This is a genomic window from Bradyrhizobium sp. ISRA464, assembly GCF_029910095.1.
In the GTDB taxonomy this organism is placed as follows: domain Bacteria; phylum Pseudomonadota; class Alphaproteobacteria; order Rhizobiales; family Xanthobacteraceae; genus Bradyrhizobium.
This window is the reverse complement of the sequence record NZ_CP094526.1, coordinates 5,223,942-5,246,013: the sequence shown is the minus strand read 5'-3', so window position 1 is coordinate 5,246,013 and position 22,072 is coordinate 5,223,942. Positions and strand designations below refer to the sequence as shown.

At 64.1% G+C, this 22,072-nt stretch carries 18 protein-coding genes; 11 read left to right on the top strand and 7 right to left on the bottom strand.

The annotated features are described in order from the left end of the window. Positions 1-126 precede the first annotated feature (126 nt). Positions 127-1,737 (bottom strand): IS1182 family transposase, encoded by a 1,611-nt coding sequence (locus MTX19_RS24670; protein ID WP_280978673.1) that lies wholly within the window; start codon positions 1,735-1,737, stop codon positions 127-129. A gap of 332 nt (positions 1,738-2,069) precedes the next feature. On the opposite strand from MTX19_RS24670, the gene MTX19_RS24665 reads away from it, so the two are divergent. Further along, positions 2,070-3,032 carry an IS481 family transposase gene (locus tag MTX19_RS24665; protein WP_280979717.1) on the top strand — a complete coding sequence of 321 codons (963 nt, stop codon included), beginning with the start codon at positions 2,070-2,072 and terminating at the stop codon, positions 3,030-3,032. 604 nt (positions 3,033-3,636) lie between these two features. Here MTX19_RS24665 and MTX19_RS24660 read toward each other — a convergent pair. After that, entirely contained in the window at positions 3,637-4,719 is a 1,083-nt protein-coding gene (locus MTX19_RS24660) for a transposase (RefSeq protein WP_280979716.1), read from the bottom strand. A gap of 256 nt (positions 4,720-4,975) precedes the next feature. On the opposite strand from MTX19_RS24660, the gene MTX19_RS24655 reads away from it, so the two are divergent. The 5 genes from MTX19_RS24655 (at position 4,976) to MTX19_RS24635 (ending at position 10,889) form a co-directional block, all read left to right on the top strand. Further along, a complete protein-coding gene (locus MTX19_RS24655; RefSeq protein ID WP_280979715.1) occupies positions 4,976-7,291 on the top strand; it encodes a bifunctional salicylyl-CoA 5-hydroxylase/oxidoreductase in 2,316 nt (771 codons plus the stop codon). Next, positions 7,288-8,067: an SDR family NAD(P)-dependent oxidoreductase gene (locus tag MTX19_RS24650; RefSeq protein WP_280979714.1), complete on the top strand. Its 780-nt coding sequence runs from the start codon at positions 7,288-7,290 to the stop codon at positions 8,065-8,067. Before MTX19_RS24655 ends, MTX19_RS24650 begins: the two co-directional genes overlap by 4 nt. A 12-nt stretch (positions 8,068-8,079) precedes the next feature. After that, positions 8,080-8,919: an enoyl-CoA hydratase family protein gene (locus tag MTX19_RS24645; RefSeq protein WP_280979713.1), complete on the top strand. Its 840-nt coding sequence runs from the start codon at positions 8,080-8,082 to the stop codon at positions 8,917-8,919. Position 8,920: 1 nt separating this feature from the next. Beyond that, complete coding sequence (locus tag MTX19_RS24640) at positions 8,921-9,316, top strand: RidA family protein (protein ID WP_280979712.1); 396 nt, start codon at positions 8,921-8,923, stop codon at positions 9,314-9,316. A 331-nt stretch (positions 9,317-9,647) separates the two neighbouring features. Next, entirely contained in the window at positions 9,648-10,889 is a 1,242-nt protein-coding gene (locus MTX19_RS24635; protein WP_280979711.1) for a flavin-dependent oxidoreductase, read from the top strand. Positions 10,890-11,044: 155 nt separating this feature from the next. Here the strand turns inward: MTX19_RS24635 and MTX19_RS24630 are convergent, their stop codons facing one another. Both MTX19_RS24630 and MTX19_RS24625 read right to left on the bottom strand, forming a co-directional pair. Continuing rightward, positions 11,045-11,500, bottom strand: coding sequence for a cupin domain-containing protein (locus tag MTX19_RS24630; RefSeq protein WP_280972390.1), 456 nt, complete (start codon positions 11,498-11,500; stop codon positions 11,045-11,047). Between the two features lie 21 nt (positions 11,501-11,521). Further along, positions 11,522-12,700, bottom strand: a complete 1,179-nt coding sequence (locus MTX19_RS24625; protein WP_280979710.1) for an ABC transporter substrate-binding protein — start codon at positions 12,698-12,700, stop codon at positions 11,522-11,524. Between the two features lie 263 nt (positions 12,701-12,963). On the opposite strand from MTX19_RS24625, the gene MTX19_RS24620 reads away from it, so the two are divergent. The 3 genes from MTX19_RS24620 (at position 12,964) to MTX19_RS24610 (ending at position 16,062) form a co-directional block, all read left to right on the top strand. Further along, a complete protein-coding gene (locus MTX19_RS24620) occupies positions 12,964-13,455 on the top strand; it encodes a MarR family transcriptional regulator (protein ID WP_280979709.1) in 492 nt (163 codons plus the stop codon). Between the two features lie 2 nt (positions 13,456-13,457). Beyond that, entirely contained in the window at positions 13,458-14,273 is an 816-nt protein-coding gene (locus MTX19_RS24615; RefSeq protein WP_280979708.1) for an alpha/beta hydrolase, read from the top strand. A 145-nt stretch (positions 14,274-14,418) separates the two neighbouring features. Next, the gene (locus tag MTX19_RS24610; protein WP_280979707.1) at positions 14,419-16,062 is read left to right on the top strand and encodes an AMP-binding protein; all 1,644 of its coding nucleotides are present in this window, start codon (positions 14,419-14,421) and stop codon (positions 16,060-16,062) included. A gap of 45 nt (positions 16,063-16,107) precedes the next feature. On the opposite strand, the gene MTX19_RS24605 is transcribed toward MTX19_RS24610, so the two are convergent. Then, the gene (locus MTX19_RS24605; protein ID WP_280979706.1) at positions 16,108-17,721 is read right to left on the bottom strand and encodes a DHA2 family efflux MFS transporter permease subunit; all 1,614 of its coding nucleotides are present in this window, start codon (positions 17,719-17,721) and stop codon (positions 16,108-16,110) included. A gap of 8 nt (positions 17,722-17,729) precedes the next feature. Beyond that, entirely contained in the window at positions 17,730-18,914 is a 1,185-nt protein-coding gene (locus tag MTX19_RS24600) for an HlyD family secretion protein (protein ID WP_280979705.1), read from the bottom strand. Between the two features lie 162 nt (positions 18,915-19,076). On the opposite strand from MTX19_RS24600, the gene MTX19_RS24595 reads away from it, so the two are divergent. Beyond that, positions 19,077-19,787 (top strand): TetR/AcrR family transcriptional regulator, encoded by a 711-nt coding sequence (locus tag MTX19_RS24595; RefSeq protein WP_280979704.1) that lies wholly within the window; start codon positions 19,077-19,079, stop codon positions 19,785-19,787. A gap of 45 nt (positions 19,788-19,832) precedes the next feature. After that, the gene (locus tag MTX19_RS24590; protein ID WP_280979703.1) at positions 19,833-20,003 is read left to right on the top strand and encodes a hypothetical protein; all 171 of its coding nucleotides are present in this window, start codon (positions 19,833-19,835) and stop codon (positions 20,001-20,003) included. A 14-nt stretch (positions 20,004-20,017) separates the two neighbouring features. On the opposite strand, the gene MTX19_RS24585 is transcribed toward MTX19_RS24590, so the two are convergent. Continuing rightward, positions 20,018-21,736 carry an ATP-binding protein gene (locus MTX19_RS24585; RefSeq protein ID WP_280979702.1) on the bottom strand — a complete coding sequence of 573 codons (1,719 nt, stop codon included), beginning with the start codon at positions 21,734-21,736 and terminating at the stop codon, positions 20,018-20,020. Between the last annotated feature and the right edge of the window lie 336 nt (positions 21,737-22,072).

The following is a 22,072-nucleotide window of genomic DNA, read 5'->3' as shown; positions in this document are numbered from 1 at the left end:
GAGTATACGTCGTGTGGCACCCCTCTCCCTACCCCTCTCCCGCAAGGGGAGAGAGAACCCTTTCGCCGGTGCGTCCCTCACGCGCCAATCACTGATTTGCCCGACGAGACTGGGCAAGAATGGCAACTAAGGGGCTGGGGCGGCTCGGAAAGCACTGACGACGAGCGACAGCGAGATTTTGGCGCGGAAGGGCCGCAAAGCAAGCCGAATGGCGCGCAGAGTGGCCGCAAGGAGGTTTGCGCCGGCAATGCGCGTCTTTTCTGCAAGGTACGCGACGAAGCGGTCGAAGCCGAGAATGCTGAGCACGCGGGTGAAGTTGTAGCAAAGCGCCATCAGGCTCCATTCGCCGCGGACCTTGTCGAAGCCGCGCACGAGAAAGTGCTGATAGCCGGCGCGGCATTTGAGTGTTCCGAAAGGGTGCTCGACGATGGCGGAACGGCGGCGCATCAATGTGGCAGCCTCGGCGCTTTGCATCCTCATGCGGTGACGTTCGAGAACGTCCTCGTGTTCCCAGCGCGCGATGCTCCGGTAAGGCGCCTTCGGGGCAAGACACCGCGCGCTCAGGGGACATGCTGCGCAGGCCGCCTTGCGCGCCAGGTAGCGGATCTCGATGCGGCCGCTCGTGTTCGTCCAGCGCCCTTCCGTCGGGCGCAGCAGCTCGCCGGCCGGGCAACGGTAGGCATCGGCGTTCGCATCGTAACTGAAGTCCTTGCGGCTGAGGCGGCCTTCCTTGAGCTTGCCATTGCCCTCGTGCAGCGGCACATAGGCAACAATGCCGTCATCCTCGCAGGCCTTCAGGTCCTCGCTGGTGGAATAGCCGGCATCGGCCGCCACCTGCAGAGTCTCGACGTCGAGGGCCTCTTTTGCCGCCTTTGCCATCTCATGAAGATGGCCCGCGTCGTTGCGGTTGACGACCTCGCTGGCAACGATGAGCGTGTGCTTGTCGTCAACGACGCTCTGCACGTTGTAACCCGCAATGGTCTGGTCGCCCTTGCTCAGAAGCCTTGCGTCGGGATCGGTCTTCGAGAGTTGCCCCTTGTCGCTTGTCTCCAGGTTCTTGAGGTCGGCTTGCGCGCGCTCGCGCCGGGCCATCAGCTCCTTCACCTTCTCGCCGACATCGCCGCTGCCCTTGCTGCCATCTCCCGGACCGGCACATCGCTTGGCTTCCTCGGCATCGTTGGCTTCAAGGGCCTTGCCATAAGCCTCGATCTCCTTGTCCAACGCGGCGATCTGTTTGGCCAGCTTCCCTTGCGTGAAGATGCTGCCCTTGCTGGCGTTACCATGGAATAGCGCCCCGTCGATCGCAACGAAGGTCCCACCGATCAGGCCGAGGTCGCGCAGGAGCAGCACGAAACTGCGGTTCGCGGCCTTGAGCGCCGCCCAGTTCTCCTTGCGGAAGTTGGCGATCGTCCGATAGCCCGGCTTCATGTTCTTCAACAGCCAGATCAGCTCCAGATTGCGGCAGGCCTCCCGCTCCAACCGCCGCGACGACCTGATCTGGTTGATGTAGCCGTAAAGGTAGAGCTTCAGCAGATCGGCCGGATCGTAGGGCGGCTGCCCCACTTCGTCCGCGGCACGATCCGCATGGCGGAAGCCGAGCTTTGAAAGGTCGAGCGCGCCAACGAAACTGTCGATCGCCCGCACCGGATTCTGCTGTCCGACATAGTCCTCAATCCGGGGAGGAAGAAGACTGGGTTGCTCCCGGCTGTCGCCGGCCTTGAACGTCCGATTCGCCATGCGCCGAATCGTACATCAACTCCAAAAAATGCCGAGTTCTTGCCCAGCCTCGACGGCGCAAGGCCCCGCGGGAAAAATATTTCTGTTTTCCGGAAATGCGGCTCGGTGTATGAATGGCGCGTCTCACCCGCCTGAGGGGCGCTTCGCGATCGTCACGAGTGTTGGGTCGAGATGCGGTGGACGCCAACTGTGCGACTGACGAGCGTACACGAGGCGGACGGTGAAGTCGTGCAGGCCTGACGCCCTAGTTGTGAGCTTTCAGGAGGTTGTCCATCTGGTCTGAACCGAGCAAGCTGAGGTTGCGAAGCTTCAGTGTTCCCCGGGGAGACCAGATGAACATCCACAAGAATGCGCCTCTGACGCCGAAAGGTCGAGAGGCGATGGTGCGGAGCGTGATCGAGGGCGGCCTGACGAAGGCCGCAGCCGCGCTGCAATTCAATGTCACGGCGAAGACGGTCGCCAAATGGGTCAAGCGCTTCCGCGCAGAAGGCGTCGATGGTTTGTCGTTCCTCACGGCCTCATTCCTTGCCAAGCCAAACCCCGGCAGCCACATGCACCTTGTCGAGACGTTCCGCCGGCAGCGCCACACCGGCAAACAGATCGCGTTCGAAGTCGGGGTCTCAGCAGCAACCGTCAGCCGTATCCTGCGCCGGCTCGGTTTGAACAGGCTGGCTGCTCTGGAGCCGGCCGAGCCGATCCGGCGCTATGAGCGCCAGCATCCTGGTGAACTGATCCACCTAGACATCAAAAAGCTCGGCAAGTTCAATCGGATCGGCCATCGGATCACCAGCGATCGACGTGGGTCGAGCAATCTGCGTTCTCGCCGTCAAGGGCCCGGTTGGGAATACGTCCATGTCTGCATCGACGATGCGTCGCGGATCGCTTTCAGCCAGGTCATGAAGAACGAGCGAAAGGGCTGTGCCGTCGCTTTCCTCAAGGCGGCAGTGGCCTACTACATGAGCCTGGGCGTGAAGGTAGAGCGCGTCATGACCGACAACGGCGCGTGCTACAAATCCTTCGCCTTCCTCAGGGCGTGCAAGCGTCTCGGTCTCAAGCACATCCGCACCAAGCCCTATACGCCCAAAACCAATGGCAAGGCCGAACGCTTCATTCAAACCAGCCTACGAGAATGGGCCTACGCGCAGGCCTACAACACCTCAACAGAAAGAGCAGCGGAGCTGCCACGATGGCTTCACCGCTACAACTGGCATCGTCCTCATGGCAGTCTCGGCTCAAAGCCACCGATCAGCAGGCTCGGATTAACCGGGAACAACCTCTTGAGGCTCCACACCTAGTGGCAGGTGTCTCCTCAGTAAGAGCAAGCTCTCTCACTGATGACGGTGACAACAAAGCCCAGTCTCGCCGGGGAGAGCGCGTATAAGCCGTAGCCCATCGCGCAGGGAAAGCCGGAGTGTCTCCGGTCTCACCTGTGGTCCTACCCCGGTGCTTTTTTCACTGCACGGGACCCATGGGTGCGATCGGCACCCGGCTTTCCCTGCGCCCTCTGATCGAAGAGGGCGTCGAACAGGACGCAAAGCTCGGGCGATTCACGTCGCGAGAACGTAGGGTTGCGAGTTGTTTGAAGCCAGGCTGCGCCTCCCATTCAGCGTCGTCCTGGCGAAAGCCAGGACCCATTACCCCGAACGCGAATTGTTGCGCAACGCTGGGGTCGCAGCTTTTTCAACGACTCAACCGTGTGGGTATGGGTCCTGGCTTTCGCCCATAGGCGCTAAGATAGTTGGATTGCTTGATAGCGACGCTTGTGTCTGGGCGGCTCGCGGAGGTGCCGCCGGAGCGTGGAGCGGAGTCTGCGGAGGCAAGCGATTGCGGGCTGGGGAATGATGGCTTGCCGTAGCGAAGCGACGAGCTGGTGCAGGAGACGCCACGCCCCTGGGCGGGTCAGGCGGCGTCGGCCAAGCGGGGAGAGTCCTCGAGTTCGTCGACGAGCGGCTCGAGCAGAAGAATGATCAGCAGATGGGCAAGGATATGGGGTCTGGCGGATCGCTCGTCAGTTCCGGGCGGCCCCTTCAGGCCAATCAAGCTTTTCAGCCGCTTGAAGCCGAGCTCGATGCGCCATCGTAGCCGATAGAGGGCGAAAATGTCGGCAGTCGTGAAGTCCTTTGGTTTGAGTGAGGTCACCAGGATCACCCAATCTGCGGCGTCCAGTGTTTGCCTGGAGAGCTGATGGCCTCCCTTTTGTGCGGTCCGGCGTGCCTTGCGTCGCGCAGCCGCGGCAGCTTGCGCCGGCTTCCTGATCGCAACCAGACGCATGGCGAGCGGCACGCCAGACCTGCGTTTTATCCAGATCGGCCGATCGATCATGCCGCCTGCCGTGGCTTTGCGCAGTTCGGCCGTGAGATCAACCAGACCACCTTCGGCATCAAGCCAACGCGCACTCTTCCAGCCGGACCGGATCACGAAGTCCGCACCGGCATCGAGCAGACGTGCCATGCGCTCGGGCTGCAGATAGGCGCGATCGGCAAGACGGATTTCGCCGGCAACCGCCGGTATCCGATCCAGCGTCTCGCCCCCGCGCTCATCAGTCAATTCGAAGTGACCAAAACGCTCCCGCGGAAGATCGAACGCACTGTGGACACGCCACACCGCGTTCTTGTTCCTGCCGCTCGTCCCAGCCTTGGGGACCGTCGTGGCGTCAACAATGCGGATCAGGCGACCGCGGCTCGCCTTCGGTGCACCGCTCACAAGCGCTTGGCCTACCAGGCGCGCCAGCCAATCCCCGCATTGACGCAAGCGATACAACAGAGCCACGTTGGAGATATCGACAAGGCCCACCGAGGTTGCCCATGCCGTCGTCAACCGCAGACCCCTCTCGCCGAGACAGTACGCCAGGATCAGACGCAGCAAATCGACCGCATTGCTAATCTCTCGCGGGCGGACAAACGCCTTCGTCTCGCGGGCGCTGACCCCGAGAGCATCGGCCCCGCCAAGCCGCGCAACAACACGCGCCCAGTCTTCGTTCACAAGCGATTCGTGCCTCATCCCATCTTGGAATCACAAGCAAATCCAACGCGCAAATCCTATTTTAGCGCCTATGGGCTTTCGCCAGGACGACGGCGGTGGATATGGCGCGACATCGGCTTCGGGTCGCGCCGGGACGATAGTGGTGGGTAAACGGCCGGCCGGCCTCCCTTGACAATTATTTTAAGTATAAAATAATATCGGCATCGGCTCGCCGGAAGACGCTGCGCCGGCCCGCCGAAGCCAACGGGAGATCGCCATGCGCATCGTTTGCATTGGAGGCGGGCCGGCCGGGCTGTATTTCGGCATCCTGATGAAGATGCTGGATCCCGCGCACCGGATTTCCGTGGTCGAGCGCAACCGGCCCTACGACACGTTCGGATTCGGCGTGGTGTTTTCCGACGCCACCATGGACAACATGCGCAAGTGGGATCCAGTGACTGCCGACACAATCGAGCAGGCCTTCAACCACTGGGACGACATAGAGGTCCTGATCAAGGGCCGGCGCATGCGCACGACGGGCCATGGCTTCGTCGGCATCGGGCGCAAGCATTTGCTCAACATCCTGCAGGCACGGGCCGAGGAACTCGGCGTCGAGCTGATCTTCGAGCGCGAGGTCAATTCCGATCTCGAGTTCCCAGACGCCGACCTGATCGTCGCGTGCGACGGCGTGAACTCGAAGATCCGCAGTAAATATGCGAAGGACTTCCAGCCCGACATGCTGATGCGGCCGAACCGCTATATCTGGCTCGGTACCAACCGGCCGTTCGACGCCTTCACCTTCGACTTTCGCAAGACCGAGCACGGCTGGTTCCAAGCGCACATCTACAAGTTCGAGGAGGGCGCGGCGACCTTCATCGTCGAGACCACGGAGGCCGCGTATCTCGCCCACGGCCTCGACAAGATGGATCAGGATGCCTCGATCGCATTCTGCGAAAAAGTGTTCGCCGAAATCCTCGAAGGGCATCACCTGGTCTCCAACGCCCGCCATCTGCGCGGCTCGGCCTGGCTGTCCTTCCCGCGGCTGATCTGCGGCAAGTGGACCGCCTTCAACGGCAACAGCCATGTGGTGCTGATGGGCGATGCCGCGCACACCGCGCATTTCGCGATCGGCTCGGGCACGAAGCTCGCGCTGGAGGATGCGATCGAGCTGACCAACCAGTTCAAGAAGCATGGTGCGACCAGGGACAGCATTCCCGGGGTGCTGGCCGCCTATGAGGAACTGCGCCGGGTCGACGTGGCGCGGATCCAGAACGCCGCGCGCAATGCGATGGAATGGTTCGAGGTGGTCGGCTCGCGCTATGCCGACACGCTGGAGCCGGAACAGTTCATGTATTCGCTGCTGACGCGCTCGCAGCGCATCAGCCACGAGAATCTGCGCCTGCGCGACAAGGTATGGCTCGAAGGCTATGAGCGCTGGTTCGCCGAGCGCAGCGGACTGCCCGCGACCAACGACCGCGTCACGCCGCCGATGCTGACGCCGTTCCGTATCCGTGGGCTGTCGCTCAACAATCGCATCATCGTCTCGCCGATGGCGATGTATTCGGCGGAAGAGGGCGTGCCCAGCGACTTCCATTTGGTGCATTTCGGCTCGCGCGCGCTCGGCGGCGCCGGCCTCATGTTCACCGAAATGACCTGCGTCTCGCCGGAGGCGCGCATCACGCCCGGCTGCTGCGGGCTGTGGAATGACGCGCAGGCGGTGGCCTACAAGCGCATCGTCGATTTCGTGCACCGCAATTCGCAAGCCAAGATCGGCATCCAGCTCGGCCATTCCGGCCGCAAGGGCTCGACCCGCGTGGCCTGGGAGGGGATGGACGAGCCGCTGCCCGATCACAACTGGCCGCTGGTGTCGGCCTCGTCAGTTCCCTATCTGCCAGAGGGCCAGGTGCCCGAGCCGATGAGTCGCGCCGAGATGGACGAGGTGCGCGGGCAGTTCGTTGCCGCCGCCAGGCGCGGCGCCAAGATCGGCTTCGATATCCTGGAGCTGCATTGCGCCCACGGCTATCTGCTGTCGAGCTTCCTGTCGCCGCTGACCAACCGCCGCACCGACGCGTATGGCGGATCGATCGCAAACCGCGCGCGTTATCCGCTCGAGGTGTTCTGCGCCATCCGCGAGGTGTGGCCCGAGGACAAGCCGATGTCGGTCCGGCTGTCCTGCCACGACTGGGCCGAGGGCGGCAACACGCCCGAGGATGCGCTGGAATTCGCAAAGCTGTTCAAGGCAGCAGGCGCGGACCTGATCGACTGCTCGTCGGGCCAGGTCTGGGCCGACGACCATCCGGTCTACGGCCGGCTCTATCAGACACCGTTCGCCGACAAGATCCGCAACGAGATCGGTATCGCCACCATCGCGGTCGGCGCGATCTCGGAAGCCGACCACGCCAACTCGATCATTGCTGCCGGCCGCGCCGACCTCTGCGCGATCGCGCGGCCGCATCTTGCCGATCCGGCCTGGACGCTGCACGAGGCGGCGAAGATCGGCGTGAAGTCGGTCCCCTGGCCGAAGCAATATCTGTCGGGCAAGCCGCAATACGAGGCCAATCTCGAACGAGCAGCCGCGGGAGTGAAGGCATGACGCGGTTCTGGCCCAATGCCCACGCGTTCGTCACCGGCGCCGGTTCCGGCATCGGCGCCGCGACGGCGATCGCGCTCGCCAAGGCCGGCGTGCGCGTCAGCATCGCCGGACGCCGGATCGAGGCACTGAAGGCGACCGCAGCGTTGCTTGGCGATCGCGCTGGTGCAGTCGTTGCGATCGACGTGACCGACGCGGCCGCCGTGACAAAAGGTGTCGCGCAGATCGAGGCCCGGGCCGGCTCGATCGACATCCTCGTCAACAACGCCGGCAAGGCCGCGAGCGCACCCTTCGACAAGACCGATCCGGCGCTATGGGCGGACATGCTGGCGAGCAACCTCTCCAGCGTGTTTCTGGTGACGCAGGCGGTGCTGCCTGGCATGGCGCAGCGCGGACGCGGACGCGTGATCAATGTCGCCTCGACCGCGGGCCTCACCGGTTACGCCTATGTCTCGGCCTATGTCGCGGCAAAGCACGGCGTCGTCGGCCTGACGCGCTCGCTGGCGCTGGAATATGCGCGGCGCGGCGTCACCGTGAACGCGGTGTGCCCCGGCTATACCGACACGCCGCTGGTGGCGGATGCCGCCGCCAACATTGTCGCCAAGACCGGGCGCAGCGAAGCGGAAGCGCGCGCGGCGCTGGCAAAGGTGAATCCAATGCAGCGGCTGGTGACGCCGGAGGAGGTGGCTGATGCCATCCTCTGGCTCGCCTCCGAGGGCGCATCGTCAATCAACGGACAAGCCGTCGCGGTGGCCGGCGGCGAAGTCCTGACCGGGTAAAAGGAACACGTCATGTCCGAGATGAAAGCAAAGCTCCGTCCGTTCAAGGATTATCCGGCAAAGCACTTCCGCTGGTCGACCGATGCGACCGGCCGCGTCGCGACCATCACGCTGAACCGGCCCGACAAGAAGAATCCGCTGACCTTCGACTCCTACGAGGAACTGCGCGACCTCTTCACCGATCTCAAATATGCATCTGACGTTCGCGCGATCGTGCTGACGGGCGCGGACGGAAATTTCTGCTCCGGCGGCGACGTGTTCGAGATCATCGAGCCGTTGACGCGGATGGCGATGCCGGATTTGCTCGCCTTCACCCGCATGACCGGCGAGGTAGTGCGGGCGATGCGCAAATGCCCGCAGATCGTCGTCGCCGCGATCGACGGCATCTGCGCCGGCGCCGGCGCGATGCTGGCGCTCGCCTCCGACCTTCGCCTGGCGACGCCGCAGGCCAAGACCGCGTTCCTGTTTACCCGCGTCGGCCTTGCCGGCGCCGACATGGGCGCCTGCGGACTGTTGCCGCGCGTGGTTGGCCAAGGCCGTGCCGCGGACCTGCTCTACACCGGTCGCGCGATGAGCGCGGAGGAGGGACTCGCCTGGGGCTTCCACAATCGCCTGGTGCCGGCAGCCGAGCTTTCGGGGGCCGCGCATGAGCTGGCGCGCTCGCTCGCGGACGGACCGTGGTTCGCGCATGGCGTGACCAAGACCATGTTCAACCAGGAATGGGCGATGGGCGTCGACGAGATGATCGAGTCGGAAGCGCAGGCGCAGGCGATTTGCATGGTGACCGGCGATTTCCGCCGCGCCTTCGAAGCCTTCGCTGCCAAGCAGAAACCGGCCTTCGAGGGCAATTGAGATGAACGAGATCCTGCAACCTGACGGATGGGCGAAGCCGATCGGCTACGCCAACGGCATGGCCGCACGCGGCAAACAGATCTTCATCGCCGGCCAGATCGGCTGGAACGCGCAATGCGTGTTCGAGAGCGACGATCTGGTCGCGCAGATCGGGCAGACCCTGCGCAACATTGTCGCAATCGCGGCGGCCGGCGGGGCCGGGCCGGAGCACATCGTGTCGATGACCTGGTTCCTGCTCGACCGCAAGGAATACTCGGCGCGACTGAAGGAGATCGGCGTGGTCTATCGCGACGTCATAGGCCGGCGCTTTCCGGCGATGACGGCGATCCAAGTCGCCGGCCTGATCGAGGACCGCGCCAAGGTGGAAATCCAGGCGATCGCGGTGGTGCCGGATTGATGGTGACGCCCGATCGACAAACCCGTCATCCTCGCGCAAAGGCTTTGCCTTTGTCGCTGGAGGTGCAAGCCTTGCGGCGCAGTTGCGCCGCTGGGTTCCTCGAAGGATGCACGGCCCGGCCGGTGGCCGTCGACCCTTCGAGACGCGCGTTCCGCGCTCCTCAAGGGTGACGGAGATAGATTGGAGCGCGCTGCGAGAATGTTAATCCTAAGCCAAAGCAGGGTAGGCCGCCGGAAGGTCGAGGCAACAAAGCCGCTTGCGGCAGGACAACGGGCCGTGCGACGCTGAGGGCAGGTGTAAAACGTCCTGTGTTCGAGTGGAGTAAGGGACGATGAAGGCGATAATCGTCGGAGGCGGAATCGGAGGCCTCACCACTGCGCTGATGCTGCGCTCGCGCGGCATCCAATGCGAGCTTTACGAGCAGTCCGACACCATCCGCGAGCTCGGCGTCGGCATCAACACGCTGCCGCATGCGATCCGCGAGCTCGCAGGCCTCGGTCTGCTGGACCGGCTCGACGAGGTCGCGATCCGCACCTACGAGCTGTTCTATCTGACGCGGCATGGCCAGCAGGTCTGGCACGAGAAGCGCGGACTGGATGCCGGCCACGACGTGCCGCAATTCTCGATCCATCGCGGCCGGCTGCAGGGCGTGATCCACCAGGCCGTGATCGAGCGCCTCGGCGCGGATGCGATCCACACCGGTTGCCGGCTCGGCTCGTTCACGCAGGATGAAGGCGGCGTCTCGGCCTATTTCTTCGATCGCAGCGGAAGCCATGTGCACACCGCGCGCGGCGACATCCTGATCGGCGCCGACGGCATTCACTCCAAGGTGCGGCAGACGCTGTTTCCGGACGAGGGCGGGCCGTGCTGGAATGGCCTGATGCTGTGGCGCGGCGCCACCGACTGGCCGGCGTTCCTGACCGGACGCTCGATGATCATCGCCGGCGGGTTGAATGCCAAGGCCGTGATCTATCCGATCGCGCCGGGCTCGAGCCCGGCAAGCCGGCTCACCAACTGGGCGGTGCTGGTGCGGATCGGCGACGGTTCCTCGCCGCCGCCGCGCCGCGAGGGCTGGTCGAACCTCGGCCGGCGCGAGGAGATGATGCCCTATGTCACGAGCTTCACGATCCCGCAGGTCGATTTCGCCGGCTTGATCAACGCGACGCCCGAGTTCTGGGAGTATCCGTGCTGCGACCGCGATCCGCTGCCCTATTGGTCGAGCGGCCGCGTCACGCTGCTCGGCGATGCCGCGCATCCGATGTATCCGGTCGGCTCGAATGGCGCGTCGCAGGCCATCCTCGATGCGCGGTGCCTTGCGGATCTGCTGGCGCGGGCGGAGCATCCGCGCCAGGCGCTTGTCGCCTATGAGCGGCAGCGCCTGCCGATGACCGCCGACATCGTCGCCTCGAACCGCCGCGGCGGGCCGGAGGGCGTGATCGACGCCGTCGAGCAGCTCGCGCCGCAGGGGTTTACCGACGTCGACACGATCCTCAACTATGAGGCGCGCGAGGCGATCGTCCGCGGCTATGCCGCGAAGGCTGGCTTTGCCGCGCGGGTGGTCGCGCGGCAGTAGGAGGGTGCTGGAAGGGAGAAGAGTTCGGCCGATTGTCAACCCTCATGGTGAGGAGGCGCGGCAGCGCCGTCTCGAACCATGGGCCCGACTTCGGCCTCATCCTTCGAGACGCGCTGCGCGCTCCTCAGGATGAGGGGAGAGAGCCGGTGCAGATGCTACGCTGCCGGAGGCGGCGGCAGAAAGTGGATGTTGTGTTCGGCGGCGAGCCGCACCACGTCATCCGGGTTCTGCTCCTTCATGTTGTGGATCGCCCAGAACAGGTCGTAGAGCCTGCGCGTCGGCGACACCCAGAACAGCGTCTTCGCCGGCTGCTGCGACTTGTTGAAGATGCCGTGCGGCTTGCCCATCGGCAGGCGCACGAGATCGCCTGATGTGGCGGACTCGTCGGCGCCGTCGAGCATGAAATCGAGCTTGCCCTCGAGGATGTAGAGGTACTCGTCCTGGTCGGGATGGATATGCGGAGGAACGAAGGTGCCGGGCGGGAAGGTGGCGTGCCAGGAGAAGGAATGCTCGGTGCGGCTCTTCGGCACGTAGGTCTGGCCGAGGATGCTCCAGGAGATGCCCTGGATGCCCTCATTGGCGCGGGTGATGCCGGCGATCTCGTCTTTCATCGTCATATCTCCTCCTGGGATTTACTTGGCCGCGCAGTCCTTGGCGTAGCGGTCGCCGTAGTTCGAGAACACCTTTTCGACGATCTCGGTCTGGAATTTGCCGTCCGGCCGCTTCGCTACCTTGGTGAGGTAGAAATCCTGGATCGGATAGCCGTTGTTGTTGAATTTGAAGTTACCGCGCAGCGAGGTGAAGTCGGCCTTCTTCAGTGCAGCAGCGACCGCATCCTTGTTGGCGAGATCGCCCTTCACAGCCTTGACCGCGCTGTCGATCAGCATCGCCGCGTCATAGGCCTGCATGGCGTAGGTGCCGGGCACGCCGTTATAGGCCGCCTCATAGGCAGCGACGAATTTCTTGCTCTGGGGGGTGTCGAGGTTGGGCGCCCAGTTCGCGCCGCCGAACATGCCGACCGCGGCGTCCTGCTGGGCGGGCAGGGTGGATTCGTCGACCGTGAAGGCGGAGAGCACGGGCACGGTGGCGCCGGCCTGCTTGTACTGCTTCACCAGGTTCACGCCCATGCCGCCCGGCATGAAGGTGAACAGCGCGTCCGGCTTCAGCGAGGCGATCTTGGAGAGCTCGGGCTGGAAATCCAGCGTGTTCAGCGGCGTGTAGGATTCCTCGACGATCTCGCCCTTGTAATCGAGCTTGAAGCCGGCCACCGAGTCGCGGCCGGCCTGATAGTTCGGCACCAGCAGATAGACGCGCTTGTAGCCGCGATCTTGCGCGACCTTGCCGAGGATTTCGTGCACCTGGTCGTTCTGGTACGACGTCACATAGAAGAACGGATTGCACTCCTTGCCGGCAAAGCTGGACGGGCCCGCATTCGGGCTGATCAGGAAGGTCTTGCTGTCGGTCACCGGGCGGTGGATCGCCAGGAGGATGTTGGAGAAGATCGGGCCGACCACGAAGTCGACCTTGTCGCGCTCGAGCAGGCCGCGCACCTTGGTCACCGCGGCGTCGGGCTTCAACTCGTCGTCGGCATTGATGACCTCAACATCGCGGCCGGCCATCTTGCCGCCGAGATCCTTGACGGCCAGCGCAAAGCCATCGCGCACCTGCTGGCCGAGCGCTGCCGCCGGGCCCGAGGTCGTCACCAGCACGCCGATCTTGATCTTGCCCTGGCTGCTGTCCTGCGCGGCCGCCGGAGCGATCGTGAGGCCCAGTATCGCCGCCAGTCCCGCCAACCTCGTCAGCTGCTTCATGCCGCTCCCCCAATTGTTGCCTTGTTGCTTGGACCTCAGCTTATTCTGACGAGCGCGATCGCTGCAAGCGATGCGGCATTGCGTCCGGACGATGGTCACGCGGCATGCAAGGGTCGCGCCAATTGCTTGAAGCCTAAAGAAATTGCAGGGTTGAGCCGACGAGGTCGCGTCGATTCGCAATTGTCCTTGCGGCGCGCCGCGAATTGCTTGAAGCTCAAAACAATCCGTCCGACCGGAACCCGCCGCGGAGGCGCGATCGCCGCATGATCCTCGATTCCGAAACCAAAGCCGTCGAATTGCCCGACGATCATGGCACCGAGCTGCGGCTGTGGCTCCGCCTTCTGACCTGCACCACGCTGATCGAAGGCGAGGTGCGCAGCCGGCTGCGCGAGCGGTTCGACGTGACGCTGCCGCGCTTCGACCTGATGGCCCAGCTCGACAAGGTGCAGGACGGCATGACGCTGTCGGACCTGTCGAAGCGGATGATGGTCTCCAACGGCAACGTCACCGGCCTGGTCGAGCGCTTGGTCGAGTCGGGCCATCTCGATCGCCGCACCTCGGAAACTGACCGCCGCGTGCAGTTCATCCGATTGACGAAGCTCGGCCGCGCTGAATTCCGCAAGATGGCCGCAGAGCATGAGAAATGGATCGCCGACATCTTCGGCGACCTGTCGCCGAAGGATATGAGTGAGCTGATGCGGCTGCTCGCCAAGGCCAAGGACTCGGCGCAGCGCGCCGCCAAGGCAAGGACTTGACCGTGGCCGAGATCGATTACGAGGTGGAGTACAACAATCGCGCGCGGGTTCCGGAGAATCCAGCGCTGATGGCCGGCTGGGTGAGGGACTCCGCGGCCTACCGCGAGCAGCACCCGCCGCGGCGGCTGACCTATGGTCCAGGCAGCCGCAACGTCATCGACCTTTTCGAGGGTAACAGCGGCGGCCCGCTGGTCGTCTTCATCCATGGCGGCTACTGGCAGGCGCTCGACGGCTCGTCGTCGAGCCACTGCGCGCGGGGGTTGAATGGTCACGGCATCAGCGTGGCGGTACCGACCTACGATCTCTGCCCCAACGTCACGGTCGATGACATCATCGGCCAGTTGCGCGCGGCGTCGCGCGAGCTGGCGAAGCTCGGACGTCCGCTTGTGGTCAGCGGGCATTCGGCGGGCGGGCACCTTGCCGCCTGCATGCTGGCGACCGATTGGCCCGCTTACGACGCGTCGCTGCCGAAAAATCTGGTCAAGGCTGCTTACGCGATCTCGGGCCTGTTTGAGCTCGAACCGCTGGTCGGCACCTCCATCAACAAGGCACTCGGTCTTGACCGCGCCGCAGCAAGGGCGGCGAGCCCGCTGTTCTGGACCGCGCCCGAGGGAAGGACGCTCGACGCTGTCGTCGGCGGCAACGAGAGCGTCGAGTATCATCGGCAGAGCCGGACCATCGCCGACGTCTGGGGCAAAGCCGGCGTTGCAACACGGTTCGGCCTCGTGCCGGATGCCAACCACTTTACCGCGATCGCACCGCTGGCCGACCCGGATTCTTTGATGGTGCTGCGGTTGAAGGAGCTCACACAGATCTGAATCCCTGGGAGGCGTCGATTCCACTCTTGCGCCGAATTACTTTAAGTATAAAATAACTGGGCGACTGGAACGTTGGCGGGCGTGCTCGATATTGGTTTCTCGATGTTGGTCTTGGCCTTTCTGGATGGAAAGCGAGGGCAATCGAATGTCAGGTGAAATTGCTGGGCTTGGCCCATCAGGGCACGTTGACGATTTCGCGCGGCGCAACCTGCCGCCGTTCCATCAATGGCCGAAGCTGCTGCTCGATCGGCCGGAATTCCAGTATCCCGACTATCTCAACGCCGCGGTCGAGCTGACCGACCGCATCGTCGAGCAGGGCATGGGCGATCGCATCGCGCTGATCGGCAACGGCCGCCAGCGTACCTACAAGGAATTGACCGACTGGTCGAACCGCCTGGCTCATGCGCTGGTGGAGAATTACGGCGTCAAGCCGGGCAATCGTGTCCTGATCCGTTCGGGCAATAATCCGGCGCTGGTCGCGGCCTGGCTTGCCGCGACCAAGGCAGGTGCGGTCGTCGTCAACACCATGCCGATGCTGCGCGCGGGTGAGCTGGCAAAGATCGTCGACAAGGCCGAGATCTCGCTGGCGCTGACCGACAGCCGTATCGCGGATGAGCTGGTTGCCTGCGCCAAGACCAGCAAGTTCCTGAGGCAGGTCGTCAACTTCGACGGCACACAGAACCATGACGCCGAGCTCGACCGGATCGCGCTGAACAAGCCGGTGAAGTTCGATGCGGTGAAGACCGGCCGCGACGATGTGGCGCTGCTCGGCTTCACGTCGGGCACGACGGGCGAGCCGAAGGCGACGATGCATTTCCACCGCGATCTCCTGATCGTCGCGGACGGCTATGCAAGGGAAGTGCTCAAGGTGACGCCGGACGACGTCTTCGTCGGATCGCCGCCGCTCGCCTTCACCTTCGGTCTCGGCGGGCTTGCGATCTTTCCGCTGCGCTTTGGCGCTACCGCGACGCTGCTGGAGAATGCGGCGCCCAGCGAGATGGTCAAGATCATCGAAAACTACAAGGCGACGATCTGCTTCACGGCGCCGACCGCCTATCGCGCCATGATGGCGGCGATGGACAAGGGGGCCGACCTGTCGTCGCTGCGGCTGGCGGTCTCGGCGGGCGAGACGCTGCCGGCGCCGGTGTTCGAAAATTGGACGAAGAAGACGGGAAAGCCGATCCTCGACGGCATCGGCAGCACGGAATTGCTGCACATCTTCATCACCAACCGCGCTGGCAGCGCGGTGGGCGGGACGACCGGCCATCCGGTCACCGGCTATGAGGCCAAGGTCGTCGACGAGAACATGAACGAACTGCCGCCCGGAACGGTCGGCAAGCTCGCGGTTCGCGGGCCCACGGGCTGCCGCTATCTGGCCGACTCAAGGCAGACCAATTATGTGCGCGACGGCTGGAACATCACCGGCGACGCCTTCGTCAGCGACGAGAGCGGCCGGCTGTCGTTCGTGGCGCGCGCCGACGACATGATCATCTCGGCGGGCTACAACATCGCCGGTCCCGAGGTCGAGGCCGCGCTGCTCGGACATCCCGACGTTGCGGAGTGTGCGGTCGTTGGCGCGCCGGATGTGGAGCGTGGCCAGATCGTCTCGGCTTTCGTCGTGCTGAAACCTGGCGCGCGTGACGACGATATCGAGGTCAAGCTGTTGCAGGACTATGTCAAAGCGACGATCGCGCCGTACAAATATCCCCGCGCGATCTCCTTCGTCGAGGCGCTGCCGAAGACGCAGACCGGAAAGATCCAACGCTTCAAGCTGCGCGAGGCGAGTTGAGAAAAGAGCGACGGCGTGCGTCGAGAGCGGCCGCCGCTCCCGAGATCAGTGCGCCGCGCCACCTTCGGCCGTGCCCTTCGACTTGCCGGTCAGCAGGATCGCGATCGCGGCGATAACCAGCACGATACCGATCACGGCGAAGGTATCACTGAAACCCAGCACCAGCGCCTGACGCTTCACGATGTTGCCGAGCACGATAATGGCCTGCTGATGCGCGGCGGCGGGATCAGTGATGCCGTGGCTGAGGAAGTAGTTGGTGACCTCGGCGATCCTCGAGCGTACCTCCTCGCGGCCGAGGTCGACGGACTGGCCGATGATGTTGGAGTGAAACTGCTCGCGCTTGGTCACGATGGTAGCGAGCAGGGCCGTTCCGATCGCGCCGCCGAGGTTGCGCATCATGTTGGAGATGCCGGAGGCGGCCGCGGCGTCCTGCGGTGCAACGCTGCCGAGACTGACGGCAGACAGCGGCGCCAGCATGATCGCCTGGCCGACCGCACGGACGATGTTCGGAATGAAGAACTGGTCGCCGGAATAATCGAGCGACATCGAGATGTTCATGAAGGATGACACCGCGAACAGCATCATGCCGGTGAAGGCGATGAAGCGGGCATCGAAGCGCTTCATCAGTATCGGGACCAGCGGGATCAGGATGAGCTGCGGCAGACCGGTCCAGGCAAGCACCTGGCCGATCTGCTCGGCGTTGTAGCGCTGCACCTGGCCGAGATAGGCGGGCAGCAGGTAGACCGAGCCGAACAAAGCGAACCCGACAAACACAGACGAGATGGTGCCGAAGCCGAAGCTGCGCTGGGCCAGCAGCCGCAGCCGGATCAGCGGCTTCTCCACGACAAGCTCGATCCAGACGAACAGGCTGAGAGAGACGGCGGCGATCACCGCGAGCCTAACGATGAAGGGCGAGCCGAACCAGTCGTCCTTGTTGCCTTCCTCCAGCACCGCCTGCAGCGCCGAGAGGCCGATCGCCATCGTCACGATGCCGAGCCAGTCGCCTTCGCGCAGCAGCTTGAGCTGCATCGGTTGCCGTTCCAGCGTGAAATAGAGGATCACGACCATCACCGCGGTCGGGATCACGTTGACGAAGAAGATGGTCTGCCAGCCGTAGTTCTCGGTGAGATAGCCGCCGATGGTCGGGCCGATCGCCGGCGCAAAGGTCACCGCAAGTGAGAACATGGCAAGACCGATCGGCTGCTGGGGCTTCGGCAGCTTGGTGAAGACGAGCGTGAAAGCCATCGGGATCAGCACGCCGCCGAAGAAGCCTTGCAGGCCGCGCATCGCGATCATCGATGGAAGATCGTGGGTGAAGGCACAGGCAACCGAGAACACCGCGAACAGCGTGGCGTGGCCGATCATGATGTTGCGGAAAGAGAAGACACGGCTGAGGTAGTCGGTGAGCGGGATCACCACGATCTCGCCGATCAGGTACGACGTCGAGATCCAGGACCCGTTGTCGACGCCGGTGCCGATGCCGCCCTCGATGTTGAGCAGCGAGGCGTTGGTGATCTGGATGTTCAGGATCGCCATGAAGGCGCCGATCATCGCGGCGAACACGGAAATCCACACCGCCGGGCTGGCGCGGTTGGGATCGATGGCTACGGCTGTAGCGCGGGGCGAGGCAGCCGGGGAGGAGAGCGCGAGGTCGGACATGGCATCACCTATTTGAAGGAGGCGACAGCGACTTTCGGAGTTGAATTCGTGTGCGATGCGGAAGCCGGACGCGACAATGTCGCGATGGTCGGGATCACGGACATGCCGGGCCGCAGTTCGACCGCTGTGGCGTCGAGCGCGATCTTCACGGGAATGCGCTGCACCACCTTGGTGAAGTTGCCGGTCGCGTTGTCCGGCGGCAGCAGAGCGAATTCCTGACCACTCGCGGGCGCGAGGCTGTCGACGTGACCGCGCACGACCTGTCCGGGGAACATGTCGACGGCGATCTCCACCGGCTGGCCCTTGCGGACGTCGGTCAGCTGCGTCTCCTTGAAGTTCGCGATCACGTAGGCGCCGGTGGCCGGCACCAACGACATCAATTGCGTGCCGGCCTGGACGAACTGACCGGTGCGCAGCGTGCGGTTGCCGACGACGCCGTCGATCGGCGCGGTGATGGTGGTGTAGCCGAGGTTGAGCTCGGCCTGATGCTGGAGCGCGCTCGCCCGTTCCTGCGCCGCGACGGCCTGGGCGATCTCGGCCTTGAGCAACTCCACCTGACGCAGTGCGGATGCCAGGTTGGCAGTATCGCGCGCAATGGCGGCCTGCGCGCTGGCGTAGCGCGACTGCGCCTGTTGCGCGTTCTGCACGCTGCCGAAGCCGGTGCCGGCAAGGTCGGTGTAGCGTTTGTTCTCCTGCGCGGCGAAGGTCTGCGCTGCGGTGTCGACCGCAAGCGTGGCGCGGGCCGCTTCGATCACGGACTGTTGCACGTCGAGCTGGGCGCGCTTGCTGGTGACGGCGGCTTCTGCGGCGGCGACGTCGGCCTTGGCCTGATCGAGCGCCACCTTGAAGTCGCGGTCGTCGATCCGCGCCAGCACCTGGTCCGCGTGCACGTGCTCGTTGTCGCCGACCAGCACGTTGCTGAGATAGCCGGAGACCTTGGGCGCGATCGTCGTATTGTCGGCCTTCACATAGGCATCGTCGGTGGAGACCAGAAAGCGGCCGACCGTCCAATAGTCCCAGCCGTACCAGGCTGCGCCCGCAAGCACGGCGACGGCCGCTCCGGCAAGGAGCAGGCGGCGCAGCTTGCCCTTCTGGGCGGGCGGCTTCGCCGCCTCGGGATTCGCGATCAACTGCTTGGCGGTCTCGGCCGGAACCTGGCTCTCGGCCTTGAATGACGTTTCATGCTGGCTCATGGCAGACGCTCCTGATCATTCTATCCTGTTGGAAAGGCGCGATATTTCTCGTAACCGGCCGTTCGATTAATTAGGAAACTTGATGTTTTCCAAAATAGAGCCCATATTGGGACTGTCAATAGAATGACAGGCATCATCTAAAAGCATGGCTCGGATCGCCGGATGAACGGGAAGGCCAAATCTCAGACAGAGGGAAGCGCGCCAGCGCCGGAGCGGCGCGGCCGCGGACGGCCGCAGCTTCGCTCCGACGATGAAACGCGCGCGCTCATCTTCGAAGCGGCGCGGCGTGAATTCGCAGAGCGCGGGTTCGCTGCGGCAAATATCGCCGACGTGGCCGGCCGGGCCGGCGTTTCCACCAAGACGCTCTACCGGCTGATCCCGACCAAGCTGGCGCTGTTCGAAGGGATGGTGACGGACCGGATGGATCGGTTTGTCTCGGTCGTGAACCTCGGTGCCTGTGATGGTCGCGATATCGCAGCGGCGCTAGAGGCTGCGCTGCTGACGTGCGCCGATCTCGTGCTCGACGCCGAGGTTATCGCGATGCAACGCATCATCCTGGCCGAGAGCGACAAATTCCCCGACATTGCCGAGACATTCTACGAAAAGGCCATGCAGCGGACCATTGCCGCGCTGGCCAATTGGCTGGGCGTTCAGCAGAGGCGGGGACGGATCGTGCTGGACGATGTCGAAGCTGCCGCGGGCATGCTACTCGGGATGCTCATCTTCCAGCCGCAGCGTGACGTGATGTTCGGACACAAGCCGGTGCCGCCGCGCAGCGAGATCGAAGCGCGCGCCAAGGCCTGTGCGGCGCTGTTCCTGTCGGGATGCGCCGTGCTTGCCGACCAGTCCAGCAAGAAGAGCGGAGATGCATGATGCCGGAGGTGGCCGCGACCTACACCGTCGAGGCGAAGAACTCGCGTGACGACCAGGCTAAATGCGAGTCCTCGCCGGCGAAGGCGCACCTATCCGGTCCCGTACACGCGCTATCGCGAGGACGGCTCGGTCATCGGCGTCTACGACTCGCTGTACCTGCTGAGCCTGCTCGGTAGCGCGTGCAAGATCCAGAGCCGCTCGAGCTTCGGACCCTAATCTAGGCGGCCGCGCTACTTGGCCGCCGCCGCGGGCGGCTGGGTGAGCACCTGCCGGATCATCCGAGCGAGATCGGATTTGCGATAAGGCTTCGGCAGCAGCGTCACGTCGGGGTCGAGACGGCCGTGGTGGAAGATCGCATCCTCGGTGTAGCCGGAGGTAAAGAGCACCCGCACTGACGGCAGCCTGGCGGTGACGGCATCGGCGACCTGCCGGCCATTCATGCCGCCGGACATGATGACGTCGGTGAAGAGGACGTCGCAGACAAACCCCTTGTCGAGCGCGGCCAATGCCTCGGGGCCGTTGGCCGTCACCAGGGTGCGGTAACCGAGCTGCTCGAGCTGGGCGCTGACGTAGTTGCGGACCAGCGGATCGTCCTCGACGACGAGGATGGACTCGCTGCCGCCGCGCGCGTCGACAAGGGCGGGCGGCTCGGCGTCGACCATGTTGCCGCTGCTGCGCGGCAGATAGAGCTTGATCGAGGTGCCGTGGCCCTCCTCGGAATAGATCTTGAGGTGCCCGTTGGACTGCTTGATGAAGCCGTAGACCATGCTGAGGCCCAGGCCGGTGCCCTTGCCGGTGTCCTTGGTGGTGAAGAACGGCTCGAACACCTTCTCGCGGATCGCCTCTGGGATCCCTTCACCGGTATCGCTCACCGCGACCATGACGTATTCGCCCGGCCGCACATCGGGATTGGCGGCGGCATAGGTCTCGTCGAGCACGACGTTGCCGGTCTCGAGCATCAGCTTGCCGCCCTCGGGCATCGCATCGCGCGCATTGACCGCGAGATTGAGCAGCGCGGTCGCCATATGATTGGGATCGATGAAGGCCGTCCATGCGTCAGGCTCGAGGGACGTCTCGATCTCGATTTGTTCGCCGAGCGAGGGACGCAGCAGCCGCGCGGTATCCTGCACCAGCGTGTTGAGGTCCGCTTCGCGCGGTTGCAGCGGCTGTCGCCGCGAGAAGGCGAGCAGGTGCTTGGTCACTTCCGCGCCGCGTGAGGCCGCATCGCTGATCATCTTGGTGACCGACGACAGCGCGGCATCGTGCGCCACCGCGTCGGCGAGAATGTCGATCAGGCCGGTGATGACGGTCAGGATGTTGTTGAAGTCGTGCGCGATGCCGCCGGTGAGGTGCCCCACCGCCTCCATCTTCTGCACCTGGAGCAGCTTCTGCTCGGCCTCGAGCTGCTCCCTGGCGGCCTCGATCTCGCGTGCACGCATGAAGATTTCGGCTTCCATCTGCTCGGTGCGCTCGCGCAGCCGGTCCGCCAGCCTGTCCTGTTCGGCGCCCCGGCGTTTCAGATGAATGAATTCGGTGACGTCTTCGACCCGGTGGATGATGTAGCTGACCTGTCCGCCTGGTCCGAACACGGGCGAGTTGCGCGGGCTCCAGAAGCGCTCCTCGAAGCCGCCGCCCTCTGAATCAGGCTTACGGATGTCGTATCTCTGCACCGACATGGTGTCGGCTCGCCTGAACTGGACCACACGCTCGAGCGACGCCCGCAGGTTCCGCACGCCGTCGGCAGCCGGATCGTCAGGATTGTCTGGAAATATTTCAAACAGTTCGTGCCCAAGGATCGCAGCGCGCTCGGTCATCGTGGCGCGCAGATAGGCTTCGCTCGCTGCCACGATACGAAAGTCGGGTGGAGTCAGCACCAGATAGAGGCCGGGTGCCGCCTCGAACAACGCCTTGAAGTCAGGCATCGGCGGGGACGGGGTTTGCAGGTTCATCCTCCCTCGCAGGGATATGGAACTGTGCGCATTCCGCAGCCAAGATGTCGCACGCACACCGCTCGAGCGCAATGGCTAAGGGGTGGTACAACCTCGACTTTTTCAACCGGGCGCGTGCGGCTCTCGGGCCGCGGCCGGCCGCTGGTAAGTTAAGACGACGAGTGCATTTGTATTGGACCCGTCGGGCCTGTGGTGCATTGCCGCACGCGCGGCGCAATCGACCGAAGCGAGTTCCGCTCGCCACTTGCCATGGCAACCATCGCGCGAGAGCGCGTCAGCCACATCGCGTGCCGCACGCAAAGCTCGAACTCTTGGATCGCTTCTAAGAGCCCTTCT

Coding starts and splice junctions, on each gene's coding strand:
- MTX19_RS24670 (WP_280978673.1), bottom strand. CDS start 1,737: ATGGCGAATCGGACGTTCAAGGCCGGCGACAGCCGGGAGCAACCCAGT.
- MTX19_RS24665 (WP_280979717.1), top strand. CDS start 2,070: ATGAACATCCACAAGAATGCGCCTCTGACGCCGAAAGGTCGAGAGGCG.
- MTX19_RS24655 (WP_280979715.1), top strand. CDS start 4,976: ATGCGCATCGTTTGCATTGGAGGCGGGCCGGCCGGGCTGTATTTCGGC.
- MTX19_RS24650 (WP_280979714.1), top strand. CDS start 7,288: ATGACGCGGTTCTGGCCCAATGCCCACGCGTTCGTCACCGGCGCCGGT.
- MTX19_RS24645 (WP_280979713.1), top strand. CDS start 8,080: ATGTCCGAGATGAAAGCAAAGCTCCGTCCGTTCAAGGATTATCCGGCA.
- MTX19_RS24640 (WP_280979712.1), top strand. CDS start 8,921: ATGAACGAGATCCTGCAACCTGACGGATGGGCGAAGCCGATCGGCTAC.
- MTX19_RS24635 (WP_280979711.1), top strand. CDS start 9,648: ATGAAGGCGATAATCGTCGGAGGCGGAATCGGAGGCCTCACCACTGCG.
- MTX19_RS24630 (WP_280972390.1), bottom strand. CDS start 11,500: ATGAAAGACGAGATCGCCGGCATCACCCGCGCCAATGAGGGCATCCAG.
- MTX19_RS24625 (WP_280979710.1), bottom strand. CDS start 12,700: ATGAAGCAGCTGACGAGGTTGGCGGGACTGGCGGCGATACTGGGCCTC.
- MTX19_RS24620 (WP_280979709.1), top strand. CDS start 12,964: ATGATCCTCGATTCCGAAACCAAAGCCGTCGAATTGCCCGACGATCAT.
- MTX19_RS24610 (WP_280979707.1), top strand. CDS start 14,419: ATGTCAGGTGAAATTGCTGGGCTTGGCCCATCAGGGCACGTTGACGAT.
- MTX19_RS24605 (WP_280979706.1), bottom strand. CDS start 17,721: ATGTCCGACCTCGCGCTCTCCTCCCCGGCTGCCTCGCCCCGCGCTACA.
- MTX19_RS24600 (WP_280979705.1), bottom strand. CDS start 18,914: ATGAGCCAGCATGAAACGTCATTCAAGGCCGAGAGCCAGGTTCCGGCC.
- MTX19_RS24595 (WP_280979704.1), top strand. CDS start 19,077: ATGAACGGGAAGGCCAAATCTCAGACAGAGGGAAGCGCGCCAGCGCCG.
- MTX19_RS24585 (WP_280979702.1), bottom strand. CDS start 21,736: ATGAACCTGCAAACCCCGTCCCCGCCGATGCCTGACTTCAAGGCGTTG.